The organism is Myxococcus xanthus (assembly GCF_013116825.1).
Lineage (GTDB): Bacteria > Myxococcota > Myxococcia > Myxococcales > Myxococcaceae > Myxococcus > Myxococcus xanthus_B.
Map to the genome: position 1 here is coordinate 18869 of NZ_JABFNS010000048.1, position 22693 is coordinate 41561.

At 68.5% G+C, this 22693-nt stretch carries 19 protein-coding genes; 6 read left to right on the forward strand and 13 right to left on the reverse strand.

Annotated features, from left to right (window positions below; genetic code table 11):
- Window positions 1-97 precede the first annotated feature (97 nt).
- The 3 genes from HNV26_RS16160 (at window position 98) to HNV26_RS16170 (ending at window position 6066) form a co-directional block, all read left to right on the forward strand.
- Window positions 98-2482, forward strand: coding sequence for a bifunctional metallophosphatase/5'-nucleotidase (locus HNV26_RS16160; RefSeq protein ID WP_171442285.1), 2385 nt, complete (start codon window positions 98-100; stop codon window positions 2480-2482).
- Window positions 2483-4453 carry a single stranded DNA-binding domain-containing protein gene (locus HNV26_RS16165; RefSeq protein ID WP_171442286.1) on the forward strand — a complete coding sequence of 657 codons (1971 nt, stop codon included), beginning with the start codon at window positions 2483-2485 and terminating at the stop codon, window positions 4451-4453.
- A 77-nt stretch (window positions 4454-4530) separates the two neighbouring features.
- Complete coding sequence (locus HNV26_RS16170; protein WP_171442287.1) at window positions 4531-6066, forward strand: hypothetical protein; 1536 nt, start codon at window positions 4531-4533, stop codon at window positions 6064-6066.
- 79 nt (window positions 6067-6145) lie between these two features.
- Here HNV26_RS16170 and HNV26_RS16175 read toward each other — a convergent pair whose 3' ends face one another.
- The 6 genes from HNV26_RS16175 to HNV26_RS16200 all read right to left on the reverse strand — a co-directional run bounded on the left by HNV26_RS16175 (window position 6146) and on the right by HNV26_RS16200 (window position 12542).
- Window positions 6146-7993, reverse strand: a complete 1848-nt coding sequence (locus HNV26_RS16175; protein WP_171442288.1) for a GspE/PulE family protein — start codon at window positions 7991-7993, stop codon at window positions 6146-6148.
- Window positions 7994-8175: 182 nt separating this feature from the next.
- Window positions 8176-8946 carry a uroporphyrinogen-III synthase gene (locus HNV26_RS16180; RefSeq protein WP_171442289.1) on the reverse strand — a complete coding sequence of 257 codons (771 nt, stop codon included), beginning with the start codon at window positions 8944-8946 and terminating at the stop codon, window positions 8176-8178.
- A 12-nt stretch (window positions 8947-8958) separates the two neighbouring features.
- Window positions 8959-9903 carry a hydroxymethylbilane synthase gene (hemC, locus tag HNV26_RS16185; protein WP_171442290.1) on the reverse strand — a complete coding sequence of 315 codons (945 nt, stop codon included), beginning with the start codon at window positions 9901-9903 and terminating at the stop codon, window positions 8959-8961.
- Window positions 9900-11225: a glutamyl-tRNA reductase gene (gene hemA, locus HNV26_RS16190; protein ID WP_171442291.1), complete on the reverse strand. Its 1326-nt coding sequence runs from the start codon at window positions 11223-11225 to the stop codon at window positions 9900-9902. The genes hemC and hemA overlap by 4 nt, the downstream gene beginning before the upstream one ends.
- Window positions 11226-11227: 2 nt before the next feature.
- On the reverse strand, window positions 11228-12046 hold the full coding sequence (locus tag HNV26_RS16195) for a cytochrome C assembly family protein (protein WP_171442292.1): 819 nt from the start codon (window positions 12044-12046) through the stop codon (window positions 11228-11230).
- A 34-nt stretch (window positions 12047-12080) separates the two neighbouring features.
- Window positions 12081-12542 (reverse strand): hypothetical protein, encoded by a 462-nt coding sequence (locus HNV26_RS16200; protein WP_171442293.1) that lies wholly within the window; start codon window positions 12540-12542, stop codon window positions 12081-12083.
- 99 nt (window positions 12543-12641) lie between these two features.
- Between HNV26_RS16200 and trxA the strand changes: the two genes are divergently transcribed.
- On the forward strand, window positions 12642-12974 hold the full coding sequence (trxA, locus tag HNV26_RS16205; RefSeq protein ID WP_011552722.1) for a thioredoxin: 333 nt from the start codon (window positions 12642-12644) through the stop codon (window positions 12972-12974).
- Window positions 12975-13052: 78 nt separating this feature from the next.
- Here trxA and HNV26_RS16210 read toward each other — a convergent pair whose 3' ends face one another.
- Entirely contained in the window at window positions 13053-13754 is a 702-nt protein-coding gene (locus tag HNV26_RS16210; protein WP_366816883.1) for a polyphosphate kinase 2 family protein, read from the reverse strand.
- A 177-nt stretch (window positions 13755-13931) separates the two neighbouring features.
- Between HNV26_RS16210 and HNV26_RS16215 the strand changes: the two genes are divergently transcribed.
- Window positions 13932-14267, forward strand: a complete 336-nt coding sequence (locus HNV26_RS16215; RefSeq protein WP_171442295.1) for a hypothetical protein — start codon at window positions 13932-13934, stop codon at window positions 14265-14267.
- Window positions 14268-14322: 55 nt separating this feature from the next.
- On the opposite strand, the gene HNV26_RS16220 is transcribed toward HNV26_RS16215, so the two are convergent.
- The 5 genes from HNV26_RS16220 to mreC all read right to left on the reverse strand — a co-directional run bounded on the left by HNV26_RS16220 (window position 14323) and on the right by mreC (window position 19670).
- A complete protein-coding gene (locus tag HNV26_RS16220; protein WP_171442296.1) occupies window positions 14323-15015 on the reverse strand; it encodes a PilZ domain-containing protein in 693 nt (230 codons plus the stop codon).
- A gap of 126 nt (window positions 15016-15141) precedes the next feature.
- Window positions 15142-16269, reverse strand: coding sequence for a rod shape-determining protein RodA (rodA, locus tag HNV26_RS16225; RefSeq protein WP_171442313.1), 1128 nt, complete (start codon window positions 16267-16269; stop codon window positions 15142-15144).
- A gap of 7 nt (window positions 16270-16276) precedes the next feature.
- Window positions 16277-18316, reverse strand: coding sequence for a penicillin-binding protein 2 (mrdA, locus tag HNV26_RS16230; protein WP_171442297.1), 2040 nt, complete (start codon window positions 18314-18316; stop codon window positions 16277-16279).
- A complete protein-coding gene (locus HNV26_RS16235) occupies window positions 18313-18813 on the reverse strand; it encodes a hypothetical protein (RefSeq protein ID WP_171442298.1) in 501 nt (166 codons plus the stop codon). Before HNV26_RS16235 ends, mrdA begins: the two co-directional genes overlap by 4 nt.
- Window positions 18810-19670: a rod shape-determining protein MreC gene (gene mreC, locus HNV26_RS16240; protein ID WP_171442299.1), complete on the reverse strand. Its 861-nt coding sequence runs from the start codon at window positions 19668-19670 to the stop codon at window positions 18810-18812. Before mreC ends, HNV26_RS16235 begins: the two co-directional genes overlap by 4 nt.
- Window positions 19671-19880: 210 nt before the next feature.
- On the opposite strand from mreC, the gene HNV26_RS16245 reads away from it, so the two are divergent.
- Window positions 19881-21446 carry a peptidylprolyl isomerase gene (locus HNV26_RS16245; protein WP_171442300.1) on the forward strand — a complete coding sequence of 522 codons (1566 nt, stop codon included), beginning with the start codon at window positions 19881-19883 and terminating at the stop codon, window positions 21444-21446.
- A gap of 104 nt (window positions 21447-21550) precedes the next feature.
- Here the strand turns inward: HNV26_RS16245 and HNV26_RS16250 are convergent, their stop codons facing one another.
- Window positions 21551-22645 carry a GGDEF domain-containing protein gene (locus HNV26_RS16250; RefSeq protein WP_171442301.1) on the reverse strand — a complete coding sequence of 365 codons (1095 nt, stop codon included), beginning with the start codon at window positions 22643-22645 and terminating at the stop codon, window positions 21551-21553.
- Window positions 22646-22693 lie beyond the last annotated feature (48 nt).

Below are 22693 nucleotides of genomic sequence, written 5' to 3' on the forward strand. Positions count from 1 at the left end.
GGCCCATCATGGTGGCGTTGCTTGCCCGACAAAGCTTGATCCCGTACCTTGCGCCCGCTTTACCGCTGTCTCCCTCCCGAAACACGGAATTCTCTTGATGCGTCGCCTCCTGCTCGGCCTCTGCTGCGCCCTGGCATCTGCTTCGTGCATGCCGGTGCTGGAAGGCCAGGACTACAACCTCGAGGGGCAGGAGGTGCGTCTGACGCTCCTTCATACCTCGGACATCCATTCGCGCCTCATCCCCTATGACTTCACGCCGTTGAAGACGGACGTGGACCTGGGGACCATCCCGGAAGCGGGTCCCTTCGGCGGCGCCACGCGCATGGGGGCGCTGCTCAAGCGCGAGCGCTCCCAGGGCGAACGTGTGCTGCACGTGGACTCGGGCGACTGCTTCCAGGGCGCGCCCATCTTCAACCTCAACACCGGCGAGGTGGAGTTCAAGTTCCTCTCCGAAGCGCGGCTCGACGCGGCCGTCGTGGGCAACCACGAGTTCGACGCGGGCCTCCTCAACTTCACCCAGATGGCGCAGCAGCACGCGACGTTCCCGCTGCTGGCGGCCAACTACTTCTGGGACGACTGGCGGGCGAACGGCAACCACCAGACGGCCCTGGAAGTGGAGCCGTACACCATCCGCAACGTGAAGGGCCTCCGGGTGGCCATCATCGGCATGGCCAACATCTCCTCGCTCAACTCCATCGTCGAAGGTGGCAACAGCCTCCAGGTGACGCCGCTGGAGCAGAACGAGGTGGCGCGCGCCTACGTGGACCTGCTGCGCCCCGTCACCGACCTCATCGTGCTGGTCAGCCACCTGGGCCTCCATGAGGACCAGGACGTCATCCAGGGCTACGAGGCCTATTACGAGTACTCCCGCGCCAAGGCCTACGTGCAGCGCCAGAAGGAGCCCTGGCAGGTGCTGGAGTGGTTCGGCCCCGAAGGGGACGACAAGTCCGTGGTGCGCGTGCGCATCCCCGGCGTGGTGGGCGTGGACGCGGTGATGGGCGGCCACCTGCACGTCGTGCTCAACCCGCCGCAGCTGCTCACCGACCCCGCGGGCCGCAAGGTGGTGCTCTCGCACTCTGGCGCGTTCGCCAAGTACGTGGGCCGGCTGGAGCTGGTGGTGAAGATGCCCGAGGTGCTCGGCAGCGGTGAAGGCGGCGAAATCATCAGCCAGGACTACCGCGCGTTCCCCATGGACGCCCTGTGGTGCGACGACGCCATGCGCCGCTTCCGCCACGACAGCAGCGTGTTCTGGGAGGAGGGCCAGTTCCTCCGCGACGAGCGCGTCCGTCAGGCCATCCAGGCGTGCAAGAACCAGGAGGACCGGATGACCACGCATCTGCTCCAGCCGTACATCCTGGGCATGGACTTCAACTTCCAGCTGACGTCCATCTTCTCCTACGCGCCGCGCGACGTGCAGCGCCGCAACAACTCCACGGGTGGTGACTCGCCGCTGGGCAACATCGCCGCGGACTCCATGCGCAAGCGCCGCCGCGTCGAGGCGGAGATGGCGCTCACCAACTCGCTGGGCATCCGCGACAACCTCTACGCGGGCGTGGTGAGCCAGGAGTCGATGTTCAACGTGTTCCCGTTCGAGAACACCATCAACATCATGTATCTCTCCGGCAAGGAGATGCAGGAGTTGTTCGACTTCGTCACCGAGCGCTCCGCGGAGCGCGGCTGCGTCAGCCAGGCGCAGATCTCCGGCGCCCGCTTCACCATGGACTGCGCCCAGGTGCAGGTGAACGACCTGCAGATCGCCTGCAACCCGGCGCTCAACGGCGCGGACTGCCCCAACCAGGACCGCCAGGGTCATGCGCCGTGGCAGTGCCTGGTGGACCAGAGCAACGACGCCAGCGTGGGCCGTTGCTACGCGCACCCGGGCACCAACATCCAGATCAACGGCAAGCCGCTGGACGCCACTGGCACGTACAAGGTCGCGGTCAACGACTACATCGCCAAGGGAGGCTCGGGCTTCAACGTCCTCAAGCGCAACACCACCCGCATCGAGACGGGCATCTCGCTGCGCGACTCGCTCATCGGCTACATGCAGGGCTTCTGCACCTGCGAGGACATCCTCGCGGGCCGCGAGACGTCGAAGTCGGGCCACTACTGCGGCAACCTCATCAACGGCCGCTGGACGGTGAACGAACAGGTGGTGGGCGCCTGCCGCGCCGCCGCCGACTTCAAGGCCGCGCTGGACAAGCAGGTGGGCAGTTGCGAGTGCAAGGATCTGCTGTCGCTCCCCTCGGACGCGGCGGAGCGCTGCGGCGTGCCGGGCCTGACGGCCGAGGACATCCAGAGCCAGTGCGACGTACCGGAGGGTCCGTACACAGGCCGCTGCAACTGCCGGGATGTGCTGGCGGGCAACAACCCCATCTGCGGCACGGTGACGAACCAGCTGCGGAACTTCTGTGAGAACCCCACCTCCGTGTCCATCGCGGACGCGGTTGAGGATTCCCGTATCGGCCGGAGGGTGAAGTAAATGAAGCGCCTTCTCTTCCTGTCGGCCCTGGCGACGGCCGGCTGTTACACCCAGGAAACGCCTCAGCCTGATGGCGTCGCCTCGTTCCGGGTCAACCTCACGGGCATCTACATCGGCGGCACGCGTACCCCGCTGCCGGTGGTGAATGAGTGCGCCACCGCGCACGGCGGCCAGAACCAGGTGCCGCTGGAGGTTCGCGGCACGGCGGACTGCCGGCTGGCCCTGCCCCGAACGCCGGTGGACTTCGACGTGGAGATTCTCGCCCTGGACGCGAAGGGGCAGCCCATGGAGTCGTTCAATGGGCCGGTGTCCTTTCGCACGGTGCCGGGCAACCTGATGGGCGAGTACCGCTATCGCTGGACCCAGCTCACCAACGGCCGGGGCACCGGCACGGTGCGCTCCGGCCAGCTCTACGGCGACAGCCACGTCTGGGTGCAGGACGAGCCGCCCCAGGTGGATTACGCCGACGGGCAGGTCATCCCCGGCGAGCTGCCCCAGGAGCCGGCGACGCGCACCAACGCCACCGGCCTGTCTCGGCTGATGAAGTTCGAGGAGCCGACCATCTCCACGGTCCAGGTTCCGCAGAACAGCGATCAGCTCACCGCGTACGCCGGGACGTACATGCGCATCGGGCGCAACCCGGAGGCTGGCCCGCCGCTGCTTCAGAACTGCCCCGAGGGCGACCCGAACGACAAGCAGCCGGTGACGCTGCTGGTGACGGGCACGGACCCGGGCGGCTTCTTCGTCACGGACATGACGGCCTGCCGTGTGGGCGAGACCAGCGTCCCGGGCGCCAACATCCAGACGGGTGAGCCGGACGGCTACTACCCCGGCCGCTTCAACTCGCTCTACATCTACAACTACTCCTTCCCGGAGGGGCTCGACCCGGGCGACCTGCTGTGGTCGGTGTCCGGCTCCGTGCAGGAGTTCACCGCCACCACGCAGCTCACCTTCCCCGCCTGGACGACGCGCGAGCGCGTCCGGCTGCTGCCCCAGTCGGAGTGGGACAAGTACCTGAAGCTGAACCCGCCGGTGGAGATCAACGGCCGACTGTGCGGCTACAGCGGTTCGCTCTACATGACGGACCCGCTGTGCGGTTACAGCTACGGCAACTACAAGATGGAGAGCCTGGAGTCGTCACTGGTGAAGCTCAGCCGGGTGAAGTTCCCGCGCGTCTTCCACAACTGTGACGCCAACGGCAACGGCACCGTCCCCTTCTTCTGTCCCAACACCCGCGCGGGGACGTGGGGAAGCTGCGGCACGGACAACCCGAACGATCCGGACATCGCCGAGCGGCAGTGCAACATCGACTGCACCATGGGCATTGGCCAGTTCGCGGGTGTCCACTGCGCCGAGCGCAACACGTACAACGGCTTCGGCCAGTTCGTCGTGGAGATGAACCCCACCGGCGCCGCCGCGGCGGGCCTGGACGAGTCCGTCCCCGGGCGCATCCAGACGTTCACCACCACCGTCAACGCCGACCCCACCGTCGTCAACTGGGCCCAGTCGGACACGTTCAGCAGGGATCAGCGCGTCAACGTGTCCTGTGACAAGGCGGCCAACGTGCGCTTCGGCGCCAACGGCACGCCGGTGGCGCTGGCGGCCCAGACTCCGCTGCAGCACACCATGGCCGCGGGTGAGGGCATCGTGTACGCCTCCGTCCAGAACCGCGAGGACGGCACCCTCACCTGCAAGGTGGCGGCGGACGCGCGCACGCGCATCAACCTGGTCACCAAGGACGCGATTCCGGATTTGGTTCCCGACTGCCGCGAGGATGACCCGAACGCCGAGGCGGCCCAGCAGTGCCGCAATCTGCATGCGGCCACCTTCGACGTCGTGGGCCACCTGCGGCAAGTGAGCGCCGCCCGCCCCCGGTGGAACGTGCTGCCTCGCGACGTGGACGACATCTGCTGCTACCCCGGCCCGGGCATGGAGTGCCCGAAGCCGATCCGGCCTTGCGTCAATCCGTAGTCTTCTGATGATTCTCGCGACCCGGTGACGGGAAGCAGGGAGGAGCGGTCCATGGGGCCGCTCCGTGGAGAGGGACATTGAAAACGCTGCAGAAGCTGGCCCTGACCGGCCTGATTTCCCTGAGTGCGCCCGCGTGGGCCAGTGACTTCGTGGACACCCGTCTGTCGTTCGTCTTCGCGGACGACAACGTGCTCGCGGGCTCTGGTGAGACGACGCCGAACAGCCCCGATGCACGGTTCGGCGCCGGCAACCAGAACACGCAGTTCTACGACAACTTCAACACCCGGTTCTCCGGCTTCGAGTCCCTGTCGAACGTGGTGCTCTACAAGCGGGCACCGGCCTTCTTCGAGGGCTTGACGACCGAAGCGGCGCTGACGCTGCTGGTGCTCGAGCGGCCGTCGGGCGGCGTCGACATCCGCGACAACTCCAGCTACATCCGCCTCAACTACCAGCCGCCGGGCTGGAGCGAGAAGGAAGGCATCTCGCTCGTCGGCTTCCCGGTGTCGGCGGACCGTTTCCGTCTGGGCTATGCGTACCGCATCTCCTGGGGTGGCAGCGGCGTGTTCACCACCCGCGCCGCCACCAACGGCGTGCCCGGTGGCAAGCTGCAGATCACCCGCGACAACTGGTACGCGTACGTCGGCGGCAAGACGGCGCTCATGCAGAACGAGCTCATCCGCGAGGAAGAGACCAAGTACGGCCTCATGGCCGGCGCGGGCTGGGACATCCTGGAGACGCTGCGCGTCGAGGCGGGCGGCGGCTACTTCCAGAAGGGCCTGGTGCCCGGCCTGGCGACGCTCGGCGTGGAAGCTCCGGTGAACGCCGCGGGCGTGTCCGGACAAATCGTCTACCACGTGGGTGTGCCCGTCGGCACCAGCGTGGACTTCCGGCTCTACAAGAACGACCCGGACATCTATCAGCGCTTCTTCGCGCCGGAGCGGTACCCGGGCGGCCTGTCGTACACCGTGTCGCTGGAAGGCAGCTACCTGTCGCAGACGCTGGAGAAGCCCAACGACTTCGGCGCCACCAAGCCGCAGGGCGCCACCGCCGTGGCCCTCCAGGCGCGCGCGAAGTACGACCTGCTCCGCGTCAGCCTCCTCGGCCTGTACCGCAGCCTGTCCTTCATCCAGTTCGAGGTGCCGGGCTTCCCGCCGTTCCAGGACTTCCCGGAGGGCACGGAGCTGAAGCCGGAGATGTTCCTCGCGGTGGGCGCGGACTACCACCTGCCGAAGCTGCACTTCACGCCGGGCTTCATCATCGGTGTGCAGCAGCCAGCCTCGTTCCGCAGCCCCACGCCGGTGCTGGGCGGCAACAACCCGCCGGAGAACCTCATCGGCACGCGCACCGTCGTGGTGCGTGACGTGAACCAGCTCAGCATCCTTCCGGAGACGTGCGGCCGCGGCGGCGCGGCGTGCAAGGCGGAGCCCATCTACTCCGCGAAGGCCACGTTCCGCTGGGACCTGTCCGACTCCGTCGCGGCCGTCGGCGAGGTCTACTACACGTACGACACCAACCGGACCACGTTCCGGGACGACGTGACGGGTGTGGCGCAGCCGAGCTTCGAGCGTCCGCACGCGCTGGGCTTCAACACGATGCTCCAGGCGCGCTTCTAGTCCACCGCCCTGCCCCACCGGGGCAGCCGAAGGGCTCCGCGGCCCGGTCTCTCCTCGTGGGAGGCCGGGCCGTCGTGCGTCAGACGGTCGTCATCCGCACCACCTCGTCGAAGGCGGTGAAGCCCTGGGCCAGCTTGCGCACGGCGGCCTCGCGCAGCGTCCGCATGCCGGAGCGCCGGGCCGCCTCCACCATCTGCGAATAGGGGGCCTCGCGGGCGATGAGGTCTCTCAGCTCGCCCGCGCTGGTGACAATTTCGAAGACGCCCGTGCGGCCCACGAAGCCGGTGCCACGGCAACGCACGCACCCGGCCCCCTTGAGCAGGCGCACCCCGCCGGGCAGCAGCGGCAGGGGCGCCTGGAGCGCGAGCAGTTCGTCCGGCGTCAGCGTCGTCTCCTGCGCGCAATGGCTGCACACCCGGCGCAGCAGGCGCTGGGCCATGACGCCCAGGAGGCTCTGCGCCAGGAGGAAGGACGGCACGCCCAAGTCCCGCATGCGCGCCACCGCGCCCAGCGCGTCGTTGGTGTGCAGCGTGGACAGCACCAGGTGGCCGGTGAGCGCGGATTGAATCGCGTTCTCCGCCGTCTCCGGGTCGCGAATCTCGCCCACCATGATGACGTCCGGGTCCTGGCGGAGGATGTGGCGCAGCGCCCCGGCGAAGTCGAGCCCCACCTTGGGCTGCACCTGCACCTGGTTGAAGGCGTCCCACACCATTTCGATGGGGTCTTCAATGGTGGTGACGTTGACGTCCGGGCCCGCCAGCGCCTTGAGCGCGGAGTAGAGCGTCGTCGTCTTCCCGCTGCCCGTGGGGCCCGTGACGAGGATGAGCCCGTGTGGCTGGTCAATCCAGGACTCGAAGGCGCTCTTCTCGTCAGGCTCGAAGCCGAGCTGGGCGATGTCCTGCACCAGCGTCTCCGGGTCGAAGATACGGATGACCACCTTTTCGCCGAACGCGGTGGGCAGCGTGGACACGCGGAGCTCGACCTCGCGGCCGTCGCGCTCCGTCTTGATGCGGCCGTCCTGCGGCTTGCGGCGCTCGGAGATGTCGATGCGTGCCAGCATCTTCACGCGCGAGACGATGGGCGGATGCACCGGCGCCGGCAGCGTGTGCACCGGGTGCAGCACGCCGTCGATGCGCAGACGCACCACGCTGGTGGTGCGCTTGGGTTCGATGTGGATGTCCGAGGCGCGATTGTCGAACGCGTAGCGCAGCAGGTAGTCCACCGCCTGCACCACGGGCCGGTCCGACGCCTCCAACTCCTGGGTGCCACTGAGCGAGACGAGCTGCTCGAAGTTGGCGACCTGCGCTCCGGCGGCGGCGCTGAAGTCGTCGGCGGCGCGCGCCAGCGTCTTCTTGAAGCCGTAGATGTCGCTGATGGACTTGAGGATGTCCGCCTTCGCGCTGAGGACGGGCTCCACCGGCAGCCCCGTCAGGCGGTGGAAGCTCTCGAAGAGTTCCCGGTCGAAGGGGTTGGCCACCGCCACCAGCAGCCGGCCCTGCGGGGTGCGCTCCAGGGGAAGCAGCACGTGCTTCTGCGCATAGGGCCTGGACACGATGCGCGTGGCCAGCGCCATGTCGAGCTTGAGCGGGTCAATCTTCCGGTAGGTCATGCCGGCGGCGCGCGCGGCAGCCTCCGTGACGCGGTCCTCGTCCAGCACGCCTCGGCCGTTGGACAGCGGCACCTGGAACGCCGCCACGATTTCCACCGGAGATACGTCGTACCGCGCGGCCTCCTTGCCGCCACCCGTGGCCCCCTGGTGCGCCTTGAGCACCCGGGCGCGCGCGGCCCCCTCGCGGGCCAGCACCTCCTGGGCCTGCTGGGGTTGCAACAGCCCCTGGGCAACGAGCGCCTCCAACACGAACAGCGTGGTGAAGTCATCCCGGCTCTTCGGAGCAGTGCCACCCACGCCGCTCACTGGCTGTACCAAGCGCGTCTCCTTTCACCCCGGGCCGCCCGCCGGAGCGCGACCCCGAAGCGTACCAGACGGACTCCGGCACGCAGCGGTGCGCCGAGCGGAAAACACCCCTGGCGCCCTCCGCTCGGCCAGCCAGGCATGGAGCCGCTGTCAGGCACGTCGCGCGGCCGTGCGGGCACGGCGCCGCGCGACCGTCAGTGCACGGTGCTGGTCACCGCGAGCACGGCGGCATCCACCAGGGACTCTGGCGTCGGCCGCTCCGCGACGGCCGCCGCGGGCACGCCCAGCCGCTCCAGGGCGGACGCCGTCGTCGGGCCGATCGCCACCACCCGCGCGGTGGCCAGGCGCTCGCGTCCGGCCTCTTCCACGAAGGCCTCGGCCGTGCGCGGCGAAGCGAAGAGCACGACGTCCGGCGGGGAGGCATCCAGCAAGGCCAACGACTCCGGTGACAGGGGCGCGGGCGTGGCGCGATACGCCGTCACCCGCGTCACCAGGAGGCCGTACTCTCGCAGCCCGTCTTCCAGCTCACGCCGGCCTTCCTCGGCGGCGGGAAGCAGGACTTCGTCCCCCGGCTGCAGCGCATCCTTGATGAGGTTGAGCAGGGCCGCGCCCGTGCCCTCGGAAGGTTCGGCCACCACGTTCAGGCCGTAGCCCTCCGCGGCGCGCGTCGTGCGCGGCCCCACGGTGGCCACCTTCACCCGTTGAATCCGGTCCTGGGTGCCCGCCTCGCGCAGGGCCTCCATCAGCGCATCCACGCCAGTCGGGCTCGCGAACACCACCCAGGTGTAGCGCTGGATGTGCTCGGCCGCTGACGCCAGCGGACGTGGGTCCTCCGGAGGATGCAGTTCCAGAAGGGGCACGCTCAGCACTTCGGCGCCCTCATCCTCCAGGAGGAAGCACAACTCCTCGGCCCGCTCACGCGGGCGCGTCACCAAGACTCTCTTGCCTTCAAGTCGCCGTTCCACGCGAGCAGCAGTCTAAGACTCCCGCGCCTCGGAGCGGCGCGCGAAATCACGCAAGATGTCCGCCGCCCCACGCGACAGCAGGTCATCCGCCAGGGATTCACCCAGTGCATGGGCCTGCGACACGGGGCCGCGCACCTCGCCCCGCACCACGTGTGTGCCATCCGGACGGCCCACGAGTCCGCGTAGGAAGACGATGTCACCCGAAACGGTGGCATGCCCGGCCAGGGGCACGGTGCAGCCCCCCTCCAGCTTCGCCAGCAGCGCGCGCTCGGCGGTGACGGCGATGCGCGTGGTCTCGTGCTCCAGCGGCGCCAGCAGCGCGCGCACGCGCGCATCGTCCGTGCGGCACTGGATGGCCAGCACGCCCTGTCCCACCGCGGGCAGGCTCACCTCGGGCGGCAGCACCTGGGTGATGACGTCCTCCAGCCCCAGGCGCTTGAGTCCGGCGTAGGCCAACAGCGCCCCCGCGAGCCCCTGCTCCCGCGTCCTCGCCAGGCGCGTCTGCACGTTGCCGCGCACGCTGACGATGTCCACGTCCGGCCGGCGCGAGCGCAGGATGCAGCTCCGGCGCAGCGACGACGTGCCCACGCGCGCGCCCTGCGGAAGCGTGTCCAACGTCAGCCCGCCCAGGCCACAGAAGACGTCCCGCGGGTCCTCCCGCTCCGGCACCGCCGCGAGCATCAGCCCTTCCGGGAACACGGACGTCATGTCCTTGAGGCTATGCACGGCGATGTCCGCGCGGCCGTCGAGCAACGCCTGTTCGATTTCCTTCACGAACAAGCCCTTGCCGCCCACCGCGGACAACGGCGCGGACAGGAAGCGGTCTCCCTCGGTGGTCATCTCCACCAGGGTCACTTCCAAGCCGGGATGCCGCGAGGTCAGCAGCGCGCCCACGTGACGCGCCTGCCAGAGCGCCAGGGGACTCTGCCGGGTGGCGATGCGCACGTGCGTCATCACTTGCCCCCCGTGGCGACCTGGACTGGCGTGGCCATGCCAGAGGGCGCGGCGGCGGCGGTGCCGACCTCCTCCTCCAACAGACCGAACAGCTCGGCGGCGGCACCCGCCAGGCGGTTGCCCTCCCCTTCCGGCCCCACGGCGCGCAGCCGCGCGGTGGGCTCATGCAGCAGCTTGTTGACGATGGCTCGGCCCATGGCCTCGATGCTCTTGCGTTGCTTGTCGTTGAGTCCGTCGCCCAGGGCGCCCAGCGTGCGCTCCACCTCGGAGCGGGCAATGGCTTCCGCGCGCTGACGCAGTCGCGCCAGCACCGGCGTGCCCTCACGCAGCGCACGCTCCTTGACGAAACGCGCTACTTCCTGCGCGACGAGCACGCCCGCCTTCTGCGCCTCTTCCGCGCGCGCCGCGGCGTTGTCCGCGACGAACTTCTGGATGTCGTCCACGTCGTATGCATGCACCCAGTCCAGCGTGCCCACGGCCGGGTCGATGTCGCGAGGCACCGCCAGGTCCACCATGAACAGCGGCCGCCCCCGGCGCCCGCGCCCCAGGGCGCCCACGTTGTCCCGCGTGAAGAGCGGCACCTGCGACGCCGTGCTGCACACCACCACGTCCGCCGCGGCCACCAGACCGAGCAGATCCTCGAAGGGCCGCGCCTGTCCGCCCACCTCCGCCGCCAGCGCCTCCGCGCGCGACAGGGTGCGGTTGGTGACGTAGAGCTTCGACGCACCGGCCTGCTTCAGGTGGCGCGCCGCCAGTTCACCCATCTCCCCCGCGCCCACCACCAGCACCGTCTTGCCCGCGAGCCCGTCGAACACCTTGCTGGCCAGTTGCACCGCCGCCGCCGCCATGGACGTGGCCGCGCGGCCAATGGCCGTCTCCGTGCGCACGCGCTTGGCGCAGCTGAAGGCCGCCGCGCACGCGCGCATCAACTCACCGCGCACCGCGCCCGCCCCCTGGCCCCGCTCGAAGGCTTCCTTCACCTGGCCCAGAATCTGAGCCTCGCCCAGCACCATGGAGTCCAGGCTGCACGCCACCCGGAACAGGTGCACCAGCGCCGCCTCGCCCTGATGCTCGTAGAGGTGCTCCAGGGCTTCCACGCCGCCCAGCACCTGGAGCTCCGTCAACGCGCGCTGCCGCGCCATCGCCGCGTCCGGCGCGAACAGGTACACCTCCACGCGGTTGCAGGTAGACACCCAGAGGGCCTCCACGGGCGCCTGGGCCAGCCGCTGGAGCACGTCCACCTGACGCGACTCCGGCAAGGCCAGTCGCTCGCGGACGTTGAGGGGCGCCGTCCGGTGGGACAGGCCAATGCAAATGAGCTCCATACTCAGGGCATCCCCAGGGTCGCCGCCGAGGGCGACGACACATCATACGAGGACAGGAAGGACACCATGACCAGGCAGAACCCCGCCATGGTGAGGAAGGCCACCCGGCGCCCCCGCCAGCCCGCGACGGAGCGCGCCACCAGCAGCGCCGCGAAGACAGCCCACGCCACGAGGGTGGCCAGCGTCTTCCCATCCACGGTCCAGGGGCCCGGCGCGGTGCCCACGAAGAAGGCCCCCGTGGCCAGCGTGATGGACAGCGCCATGAAGCCCCACACCACCAGGCGCCGGTTCAGCGTGTCCAGGAACTCCAGGGAGGGCAGGCGGGAGAACAGCAACCCGAAGCGCTTCGCCTTCACCTGCCGCTCCATGAGCACGTACATGACGCCCACGCCCGCGGCGACCGCGAACGCGGCCAGCCCCACCAGCGCCAGGGTGATGTGCAGCGGCAACAGCGGCTGACGCACCCCGGGAGGCAGCGGCGCCTGCCCGCCCTGCAACAGCAGTCCGGGCAGCAGCGCGGCCAGCGCCAGCGGCGTGAGAAAGGCGCCGATGACGGGCCGGCGGTAGCGCACGTCCAGGAACAGGAAGATGGCGAGCAGCAGGAAGGCCAGCGCGGAGAAGCCTTGCGCCAGGCCCACCGGACGTCCGCTCTGCACCCCGAGCAACTCGAAGAGCGCCACGCCATGCAGCGCCAATCCACCGCCCACCAGCACGCGCCCTGCCGTGGCCAGGGCCTCGGACTGGCGGACCAGGTAGGCCAGGTAGACGACAGCGGCGATGCCATACGCGTGGCAGGCGAGCGAGACGAGCGTGTGGCTCATAGGGGCAGGCTCATAACCACGAAAGACGGACGAATCAGCCCATCTTGTTGAGGATGAAGGCAGCCAGAAGGTCTTCTTCAGAGTCCGGCTTCTTGTCCGCGCCCTCTGGCCTGGGCGCGCCGGCGGCGACCTCCGCTACATACCCTGGAACGACCTCATAGGCGTTGTCCCCCACCAGCACCGAGTCGGCCATCTGCTCGGCACCCAGTCGGGCAAGTTGCTCCTCGGTCTTCACCCGGGCCACCAACCCCTGGGTGTCTTCGCCCGACACGAGTTGGACGAAGTGGACCGCGGGCGTGAGGGGGAAGGCCACGCCGCCTTCCGCCATCACCACCAGCCGGCCTTCGCGCAGGTCTGCTTTGTCCGCCAGCGCCCACTCCTCGAGCTGGGTCTGGGGCAGGAAGAGCTTCGTCACGCCTTCCAGCTTACACCAGCCACCCTTCCCCCGGGAGGACGCTTGAGGGAAATGGTTGAAACAGGCGCCATCCATCCGCATCTGAGCCGCCAGATTGGCTGATGGCCGGCCGATCCTTGCAGGCCCACCGGACGCGTACTACACGCGCCGGTGGTGCCCGGACAGGCACGAGGAGACACCATGGCAGGCGCGGACGTGACGAACATCGGGGATGGCGACTTCAAGCAGCAGGTCCTGGACTCCCAGGAGCCCGTGCTGGTGGATTTCTGGGCGACGTGGTGCGCGCCGTGCCGCGCCATCGCGCCCTCCATCGAAGCGCTGGCCTCGCAGTACAAGGGGCAGGTGAAGTTCGCCAAGCTCAACATCGACGAGAACCAGGACACGCCGCAGGAGTACGGCATCCGCTCCATCCCCACCCTGCTCCTGTTCAAGGGCGGCCGCGTGGTGGAGCAGATTGTCGGCGCGGTGCCCAAGGCCCGCATCGAAGAGGCGGTGAAGAAGGCCCTGACGTAGACTCGCCAGGCTGCGGGAGCGGACGCGCGAAAGAGCCCCTGCTGCTCTTCCGCGCACCTCCCGTGGCCGCCTCCTGTCTCACCCCAGCAACTCCACGCAGCGGCGGAGCACCTCCAACCGCGAGTAGCGCTTGTCGTTCCCTGGCACCACGTGCCACGGCGCGTCGGGGCGGTGTGTGCGGTCCAGCATCTCCTGGATGGCCACTTCGTACTTCTTCCACTTCGCCCGGTTCCGCCAGTCCTCGGGCCCCAGCTTGTAGCGCTTGGCCGGGTCCGCCTCGCGCTCGCGAAACCGCTGCAACTGCGTCTTCTTGTCGATGTGGATGAAGAACTTCACCATCCGCACACCGTCCGCGGCGAGCATGTGTTCAAAAGCATTGATTTCATCGTAGGCGCGCCGCCACTCCGCCGGCTTCGCGATGCCCTCTACCCGCTCCACCAGCACCCGGCCGTACCAGCTCCGGTCGAACATGCAGACCTCGCCCGAGCCCGGCGTCTTGCGCCAGAAGCGCCACAGGTAATGGTGTCTGCGCTCTTCCTCTGACGGAGAGGAGATGGGCCAGACCTTGTAACCACGTGGGTCCATCAGCGTGGTGAGCCTGCGAATGGCGCCGCCCTTGCCGGAGGCGTCCCAGCCCTCGAAGACGATGATGGCCTTCCGCCCCGCCAGGTAGTTCTGGATCTGCAGCTCGAAGACGCGCTCCTGGAGCGTTTTGAGCGTCTTCTCATATTTCGCGTGTTCACCCGCCGAGACAGACGGGTCGACCGCTGCGAGTGTCACAGTGCCATGAGGACATACGGGAAACACGTATCCATTTGCAGTCTTGTCATCAATTTTTTGAGATCGTTTACGAGTCAAGACAGACCCTCCAAGGTTGTATTGACAGCGATGACTTCAACCGCCAAATAGGCACATAGCAGTGTCTGTGTTGGCTGACTGTTTTCACTTGGAGTACTCATGGCACGTCCACGCAAAGAATTGTCCACCGTCCCGCTGACGCCGGCCATGGTGAACTGGGCCGAAGCATTGGGAGACGCCATTGGGCGCGGCATGCTGCGCGCGCTCAACGACGGGATGCCCAGGCTGGGCAGCACCTCGCCCAGCTCTACCGCGCTCACCGCGGGCCGGCGCCGCGGCCGTCCGCCGAAGGTGATGGCGGGCGCCAGCCTGGTTTCACTGGATCGCCGTTGCACCATGGAGGGCTGTGCCCGCGAGCAGCGCTCGAAGGGGTTGTGCTCCGCGCACTACCAGGCCGAACGCCGCCGCCAGATTTCGGGCAGCAAGTCGGCCTGAGTGCCTGCCCACCGGACACCCGCCCACGGCCCTGGGCGATGACCGGTCCAACGCATCAGCCCTGCCAAGGGTCGGAAACGGACGACGTCGCCTTGAGCAGTTCCCAGGCCGCCAGCACGTCCACCACGCGCTCCACCTCGTTGGGCAGGGAGCGAGCCCGCTGGGACTTGAGGTAGTCCTCCGCGAAGGCCCTCAGCCGCATCCCCACGAAGAGCCGCGCCAGTGCCACCTCCGTCTGTCCGCTGAAGTCGAGGAAGCGCACGCCAAAGCCGCTGCGGCCCTCCGGCCCGTTCCCCCGCTCCTCCCGCACGATTTCCGCGCGCGCCTCCACGGGCGCGGCGCCCGGCTCCAGCGCGAAGCGCACGCCCAGCACGGTGCCCAACGGCAAGTAGAAGGTGCTCTCCAGGAACGCCCCGCTGACGCTGACGTTGACGGACACGAGGCTCGCCTCGAAGCGACGCTCGCCCGCCTCGTCATCCACCCACACCTCGAAGCGCGTGGCGAGCTGGGCGCGGGGAAAGTGACGGTGCTCCGCCTCGCCCTGATTCATCTCAATCAACGGCGAGAAGGCCGGCCTCGGTTCGGGGCTCACCGCCGCCACGTTGCCACCAGGACGCGCCGGAACCACCGCGGGGCGGACCTCCTTCGCCAGCGCCGCGACCTGCGCTGGCGCTCGCGCGGGCACGCGCACCGGCGCCTCCACCCGCGTGCTCCCGACTGCCTTCTGGCCACCCTTCCTCTGCTGCATGACGCGTCCTCATCTGCCCGGGAGGACTCGCCCTCCACGTGCGTTGGTGGGGTGATTCATACACCACCCCTTGCCGCGCGCCGAGAAACGCTTGCGCCCGTCTCGCGAGGATAAATCCGGAATTTCTCAGAACATGTGACGGCGCATGCTGATGTTCACCAGCAAGCCGATGCTGAGCATCACGGAAAGCAGGGATGAGCCGCCATAACTCATCAACGGCAGGGTGATTCCCGTCACCGGCAGCAGGCCAATCACCATGCCGATGTTCTCGAACACCTGCCAGAAGAGCATCGCCACGACGCCCACCGCGACGAAGGCGCCGAACCTGTCACGCGCGTTGAACCCCACGCCCAGGCCGAAGATGAAGATGGCGCCATAGAGCACCAGCAGGACGATGCACATGACGAAGCCATGCTCCTCCGCCCACACGGAGAAGATGAAGTCGGTGTGCTGCTCGGGCAGGAAGCGCAGGCCCGTCTGGGTGCCCTCGCGCCAGCCCTTGCCGGACACGCCGCCGCTGCCCACCGCGATTTTCGACTGCGCCGCGTGATAGCCGCTGCCGCGCAGGTCCGCCTCGGGGTCCAGCCAGCCGGAGATGCGCTGGCTCTGGTGCTTCTTCAGGTGGTGCCGGACGATGGTGGGCCGAGGCTCCGGCACGTCGCGGATGTAGTCGTTCCAGATGACGATGCCCGCGGCGAACACGCCCGCCACCAGCGTGGCCACCAGATACCAGCGCACCTTCCCGAAGAGGATGATGGTGAGCGACGACAGGCCAATCATCAGCGCGGTGCCCAGGTCCGGCTGCACCAGCACCAGCGCGAAGGGCACGAAGACGACGAGCACCGGCTTCCACAGCCGCGTCAGGCTGTAGGAGGGCGCATTGGGCTGGAAGTCGTCGTGATAGACCTTGGCCAGCATCAGCACGACGCCAATCTTCATGAACTCCGCGGGCTGCATGCGGAACGGGCCGATGACGAACCAGCTCTCCGCGCCCTTCGCCGTGTGGCCGAAGAAGCGCAGCGCGATGAGCAGCAGGATGTTGCCCGCGTAGATGGGCAGCGCCATGCGCTGAATCCACCGGTAGTCCACCAGGCACACCACCAGCACGGCGACCATGCTGATGCCCAGGTAGCCCATCTGCGAGCCCCAGACGGGCGAGTGCGGCGGCCGCGACGCCGAGGCGAGGTTCCAGATGCCCAGCCCGCACACCGCCAGCACGGAGATGATGAGGCCCCAGGGGATGTGGGGCACCATCCGGCGCTCAATCCGCAGTTGCACGCGTGCGGTCCTCTTCATCGCCCGGAAGCCGGGCCGGTGGCCGTACCCTCCGCGTCAGCGCCGCCTCGTCGGCTGAGGGCGCGCGCGTCACGGAGGACGGCGTGTAGGGCTGGTTGGGACGCGGCGGCGGAGCCGTGGCGTCCAGCTTCTTCAAATCGAAGTACTTCTGGAACACCGCCATCGCGGTGGGCGCCGCGTCCGAACCGCCGTGGCCGCCGTGCTCGTTGAGCACGACGATGGCCAGCTCCGGCTTGTCCGCCGGCGCGAAGCCCGCGTACCAGGCGTGGTCCCGCTCGAAGTAGCTCATCTGGTGCGTCTTCAAGCGAATCGCGCCCAGACGGGTCACCTGCGCGGTGCCCGTCTTGGACGCCACCAGGATGTCCTTGTCCCGCATGTGATTCATGCGCGCGCGGTAGGCGGTGCCGCCCGGCTCGTGCGCCACCACCACCAGGCTGTCCACCACCGCCTTGAGGTGCGCGGGCGACAGGTCCACCTTGCGCACCACCTCCGGCTGGAACGACTCGATGGTCTGCCCGTCCAGGTCCTCCAGGCGGTTCACCATCTGCGGCTTGTAGAGCGTGCCTCCGTTGGCGATGGCCGCGTACAGCAGCGCCAACTGGAGCGGCGTGACGTTGGTGTCGCCCTGGCCAATGGAGCTGTTGAGCGCCATGCCCTTGGTGTAGCCGCCGGGCGACGCCTTGTCGTGGTACGCGCTGGTCGGCATGATGCCTGGCACCTCCGCCACCACGTTGACGCCCGTGGGGCTGCCCAGGCCCAGGGCCTTGCCCATCTCTCCAATGGGGTCCAGGCCGATGGTGTCCGCCACCTTGTAATACCAGGTGTCGCAGGACGACTTCATGGCGGTGAATCCATCCATGAGCCCGTGTCCGGCGTCCTTGTGGCAACGCCAGGTGCGCGCGCCCAGACGGTAGCCTCCGGGGCAGTTCACCACCGTCTCCGGGCGGAAGGCGCCGGACTTGAACGCGGCCAGCGCGGTGACGACCTTGAAGGTGGAGCCCGGGCTGTAGTGCTCGGCGGCCACGCGGTTGATCATCGGGTCCAGCGGATCTCTCGACAGAAGCGCCATCTGCGCGGGCGTCACGCGGCCGGTGAGCAGGTTGGGGTCGAAGCCCGGGCGCGACACCAGCGCGCGGATGAAGCCCGTGTTGACATCGATGGCGACCACCGCGCCCGTCACGCCGGGGAAGGCCCGCTCCGCCTCCTCTTGCAACCGCATGTCGATGGACAGCACCAGGTTGCTGCCCGGACGCGGCGACACCACGGCGTTGTCGCCCAGCTTGTCGTTCAGCTCTTCAATGGTCTGCCCGCGCGCGTTCACCACTTCCTTGCGCACGCCGTCGGTGCCGCGCAGGCGCTGCTCGAAGTAGCGCTCCAGCCCGCGCCGGCCAATGTAGTCCCCCAGGGCGTAGCGGGCGCCGTCGCCATTGAGGCGCTCCAGCTCCTCCTGGGTGATTTCATTCATGTAGCCCAGCACATGCGACAGCACGGAGTTGGTGCGGTAGTGCCGGTGCGGCACGGGCGCCACCTCCACGCCGTCCAGGATGTCGCGGCGCGCGGCCAGCCGGTCGTACTCGTCACGCGACAGGTCCACGCGCACCGGCACCGGCTGGAAGGGGGCGTTGCGCCGCCCCATGCGCACCATGTCCTCCACCTTCTTGCGCTGGTCCGGGTCCCACTGGAGCAGCTCCGCCAGGCGGGGGATGACCTGCTCGTAGCAGTCGGTGCAGAAGGCCGGGGTGATGAAGGCGTCGAAGGACGGACGGCTGTCCACCAGGATGGTGCCGCGCGCGTCCTTGATGACGCCGCGGTCGGCGCGCAGCCGCACTTCCTTGACGAAGTTGGCCACGCTCTTGGCGGCGTACTCCTCGCCCCGGGTGATTTGCAGGCGGTAGAGCTGGATGGAAATCAGCCCCAGGCCCGCCATCATGGCCAGACCCAGCCACAGGAAGCGCCGCTTGAGCTCGCGCCCCGGCGTCGTGTTGCCCAAGGTGGGTGGGGTCACCTCAGCAACCCCGCGGGCCGCTCCTGGGACGCCTCGAAGCGCCGCAGCAACGGGTAGAGCGCCAGCGCCGCTAGGCCCGTGAGCGCCACCTGCAGCGGCATCTCCGCCAGCTGCGAGGCCGGACCGTCCTCCTTCACCGTCAGCCAGGTGAAGAAGGTGGCCAGCAGTGAATGGCCCACGTCCGCGCCCATGGCGAACAAGGCGAAGGCCAGCGGCCCGCGGACCTCCACGAAGGTCGGCACCAGCCTTCCCACCAGGAAGATGAACACGGCCAGGAAGGTGTAGAGCCAGGTGGGCTGCCCGCTCATCAGGTCGAGCAGATACCCCACGGAGAAGGCGGAGAAGGTCCCTTCGAGCAGCGAGGCCCGCAGGGCCAGGAACGCCACCAACACCACGGTGACGTCAATCCGGCCGAGCTCCAGCCCCGCCTGCTTCACTAGAACCGACTCCAGCGTAAGCAACGCCAGCGCCAGTGCGACGGACACCAGGAACTTCATTTCGACGCGCCCTCCGCGGCGCTGCCCGGCGCCATGGCGCTGTAGGGGCTGCCCACCACCAACACTTCCTCCAGCTTGCTCGTATCCACCGCCGGAACGATGTCCGCGCCCTGGAACATGCCGTGCTCCTTCTTCTCCAGGTTCGTCACGCGCCCCACCACCACGCCGGGCGGATAGATGCCGTCCGTGCCCGCGGTGATGATGAGGTCACCGTCCTCCACATCCTCGGTGCGCAGCATGTTCTCCAACTTCAGGGGCCCGCCTCCCGTTCCCGCCGCCGTGCCGCGGGCCCGCGAGCGCTGCACACGCACTGCCACCCGGCTCTGCGGGTCCGTCACCAGCGCCACATCCGCATACCCGCCCGTCGCCCGGATGACCTGTCCCACGATTCCATCCGGCGTCACCACGGACATGCCGCGGAACACACCCTGCTGCTCACCGCTGCTGATGCGGACCGACAGCAGCTTCGCCACCGGATTGACGCCCACCACCCGCGCGGGGATTTCCGGCCCGGGCTCGGCCTCCGCGTAGTTGAGCAGCTTGCGCAGCCGCTCGTTCTCCATCCGCGACTCCCCCAGGGACTGCACCGCCGCGCGCAGTTGGAGGTTCTCCAAGCGCAATGCGTCATTCTCCTGCCGCACGCCTCGGAGGTCCAGGTAGTTCTGGACCCCGGCCACCCCACCCTCAATGAGGGACGTCAGCCCCTGTTGCACGGGGGACGCCACGGCGATGATCGCCCGGTCGACGAAGTTGGGTTCCCTGCCCTTCCGGCCACCGAGCAGGAAGGCCACCAGCGGCGAAAGGAGCAGGAAGCCCACGATGAGGGGGCGGTAGTACCGCTTCAGGAGCGACCACACAGGCAGGAGTTTCCGGGGGTGTAATGGGGGAGCAGGGGCTGGCTAAGGGCTCTAAATCGCTTGCATTTTCCGGTGCGTTATCCTAGGCAGTCAAGGCCTGCATGGGGGCGGTTCCTGGTCCACCACCCACCGGCCGGGCTACCAACAACACCGCGTCGCGAGTCCTTCCGCACGGCTTTTCTCGGCGCGTTTGCCCCAGAAGTGACGACAATGGACGGTCTGAATCCCCGGAAGGTTGCCTCGCTCCTGTTCATCATCGGCATCGCGGTGGTGTTCACGCTCCAGTTCGGCCCGGGCAGCTCTGGCTTCGGCGCCACGGGTGGGGCGACGGCGCCCGGTTCGGTGGCCTCGGTGAACGGCAAGGAAATCCCGCTGCGTGACTTCGCGGCGGCCTGGGCCCAGCAGATGAGCTTCCTGCGCTCGCAGGGCAGCCCGGTGCCCGAATCGCTCGCCCGCCAGTTCGGCATGCACAACCAGGTGCTCGACCGGTTGGTGAACACGGAGCTGCTGGCCCAGGCTGCGGAGCGCCACGGCATCGCCGCGTCCGACGATGAGCTGCGCAAGCTCATCCACCAGAACACGGACTTCCAGAAGGAGGGCCAGTTCGACTTCGAGCGCTACCAGCAGGTGCTGCGCGACTTCTACCGGAAGTCCCCGCAGGACTTCGAGGCGGAGCTGCGCCGGCAGCTGGCGGCCCAAAAGATGATGGACGTGGTGCGCGGCAACGCGGTGGTGTCGGACGACGAGGTCCGCGCCCGCTTCGAGAAGGAAGGCAACCAGGCGAAGGTCGTCTTCGCGCGCTTCCTGCCGGCCATGTACGCCGACAAGGTCCCCAACCCCACCGCGGCGCAGCTGGCCGAGTGGAAGAAGGCGCACGAGAAGGACATCCAGGAGTACTTCGAGGCCAACCGCTTCGTGTACCAGCAGCCGGAGCGCATCCGTGCGCGGCAGGTGCTGGTGAAGCTGCCCCCGGAGGCCACCGCCGACCAGAAGAAGGCGGCCCTGGAGAAGGCGCAGGCACTGCGCAAGGAAATCGAGGGCGGCAAGGACTTCGCCCAGGTGGCGCGTGACAGCAGCGAGGACCCGGGCAGCAAGGCGCGCGGTGGCGACCTGGGTTGGGTGGAGCGCGGCAGCTGGGAGCCGGCGCTGGCGGACGCGGCCTTCGCGCTGAAGCAGGGCGAGGTGACGCAGCCGGTGGAGACGAAGTTCGGCGTGCACCTGGTGAAGGTGGATGAGAAGCAGGCCGCCCAGGACAAGAAGCTCGAGGACGTCCAGGACGAGATTGCCACCACGCTCTACAAGCAGGACCGCGCCAAGCAGATGGCCCGCGCCGAGGCGGAGAAGGCGCTGGCCTCCGCCAAGGCGGGCCAGGACTTGAAGACGCTCTTCCCGCCGGAGAAGGAGCAGCCCGCGCTGCTGCGCTTCGAGACGGAGACGCGCCCGGAGGCCGTGGAGACGGACAGCTTCACCGCCGAGGGTGAGGCGGTGCCGCACCTGGGCCCCGCGCCCGAACTGGTGAAGGCGGCCTTCGCCGTCAGCGCCCCGCAGCCGCTCGACAGCGTGTTCCCCCTGGGTGAGGGCTTCGTGGTGGCGCAGGTGGTGGAGCGCCAGAAGCCGGACGCCGAGGGCTTCGAGAAGCGCAAGGAGGAGCTGCGCACCCAGGCCCGTCAGGCCAAGCAGATTGAGCTGACGGAGTCCTTCCTCAAGGCGCTGCGTGAGCAGGGTTCGGTGGTGACGAACACCGCCGCCATCGACTCCGTGGTGGGCACCGGGTGAGTCCCGGCGTCCAACCGTGACGCCCCCGAGGGCCGGGCCGAGGGTACTCCCCTCCCCGGCCCTCTCTCATTGCGGGCTTCGCGGCCAACAAGCCGAAGCGCCGGCTACCGCTCCGGAAACTCGTGGGAGCCTGTGCCGCCGTTGGGCGCAATGGGCTCGGCGATGCAGAGCGCGTCCCGGCCCCGGGCCTTGGCCGCGTACATGGCGAAGTCCGCCGCGCGGATGAGGTCCAGCGCGGACGAGGCATGGTCCGGGTAGGTGGCCACGCCCACGCTGGCGGTGAGGCGCACGTCCAGGCCCTGCTCCAGCAGGAAGCCCCGCCCCCGAAAGGCCTCGCAGACGCGCTGGCCGATGACGGCCGCACCCGCCTGGTCCGTCTCCACCAGCAACATGGCGAACTCGTCGCCGCCGTAGCGGAAGACGGCGTCCAGGTTCTGCCGGCCCAGGGCAATCAGCAGGTCCCCCACTTCCTTCAAGGTGGCGCTGCCCACCAGGTGCCCGTGGGTGTCGTTGATGCTCTTGAAGTGGTCCAGGTCCAGGAAGACGAGCGACACCGGGTGGCGGAAGCGCTCCGAGCGCTTCACCTCCTGGTCCAGCAAGGCGCGCAGGTGCCGGGCGTTGTAGCAGCCGGTGTGCTCGTCCGTAATCGTCAACTCCTGCACCCGCCGGAAGTTTCGCGCGTTCTCAATCGCGATGGCCGCGTAGTCCGCGATGGCGGTGAGGATGGTGAGGTCCTCGTTGGTGAAGGGTGGGTCCATGGGCCCGTTCACCAGTTCGATGATGCCCAGGACGCGGCCCCGGGCCAGCAGCGGCACCGCGAGGATGGAGCGGGTGTGGAACGCGGAGGCTTCATCGAAGCGTGGCGAGAAGCTGGGGTCCCCGCCCACGTCATGGACGAGCCGCGCCGCGCCGGACGTGAAGACGGCGCCGGCAATGCCCTCGCCCGGGTTGAGCTGGAGGCCCTTGAGCACGTCCGCGCCGTCACCCACCGCGATTTCGAAGTAGAGCTTTCCGGTGCGCTCGTCCTGGAGGATGAGCGACCAGTTGCGAGGCAGCAGCAGGCTGCTGACCTTCTGCATCACCAGCGCCAGCACCTCGCGGAGCTCGAGCGTGGACGTCAGGGCCTTCGCCATCTCATTGAAGGCAGCCAACTGCTCCACTGTCCGCTTCATGGCCGACAGGAGGTCCGCGGGATTCATCCGTAGAGTCCACTCCGGGGCACAAGTCTGGTAAGGCCGGACCGAGCC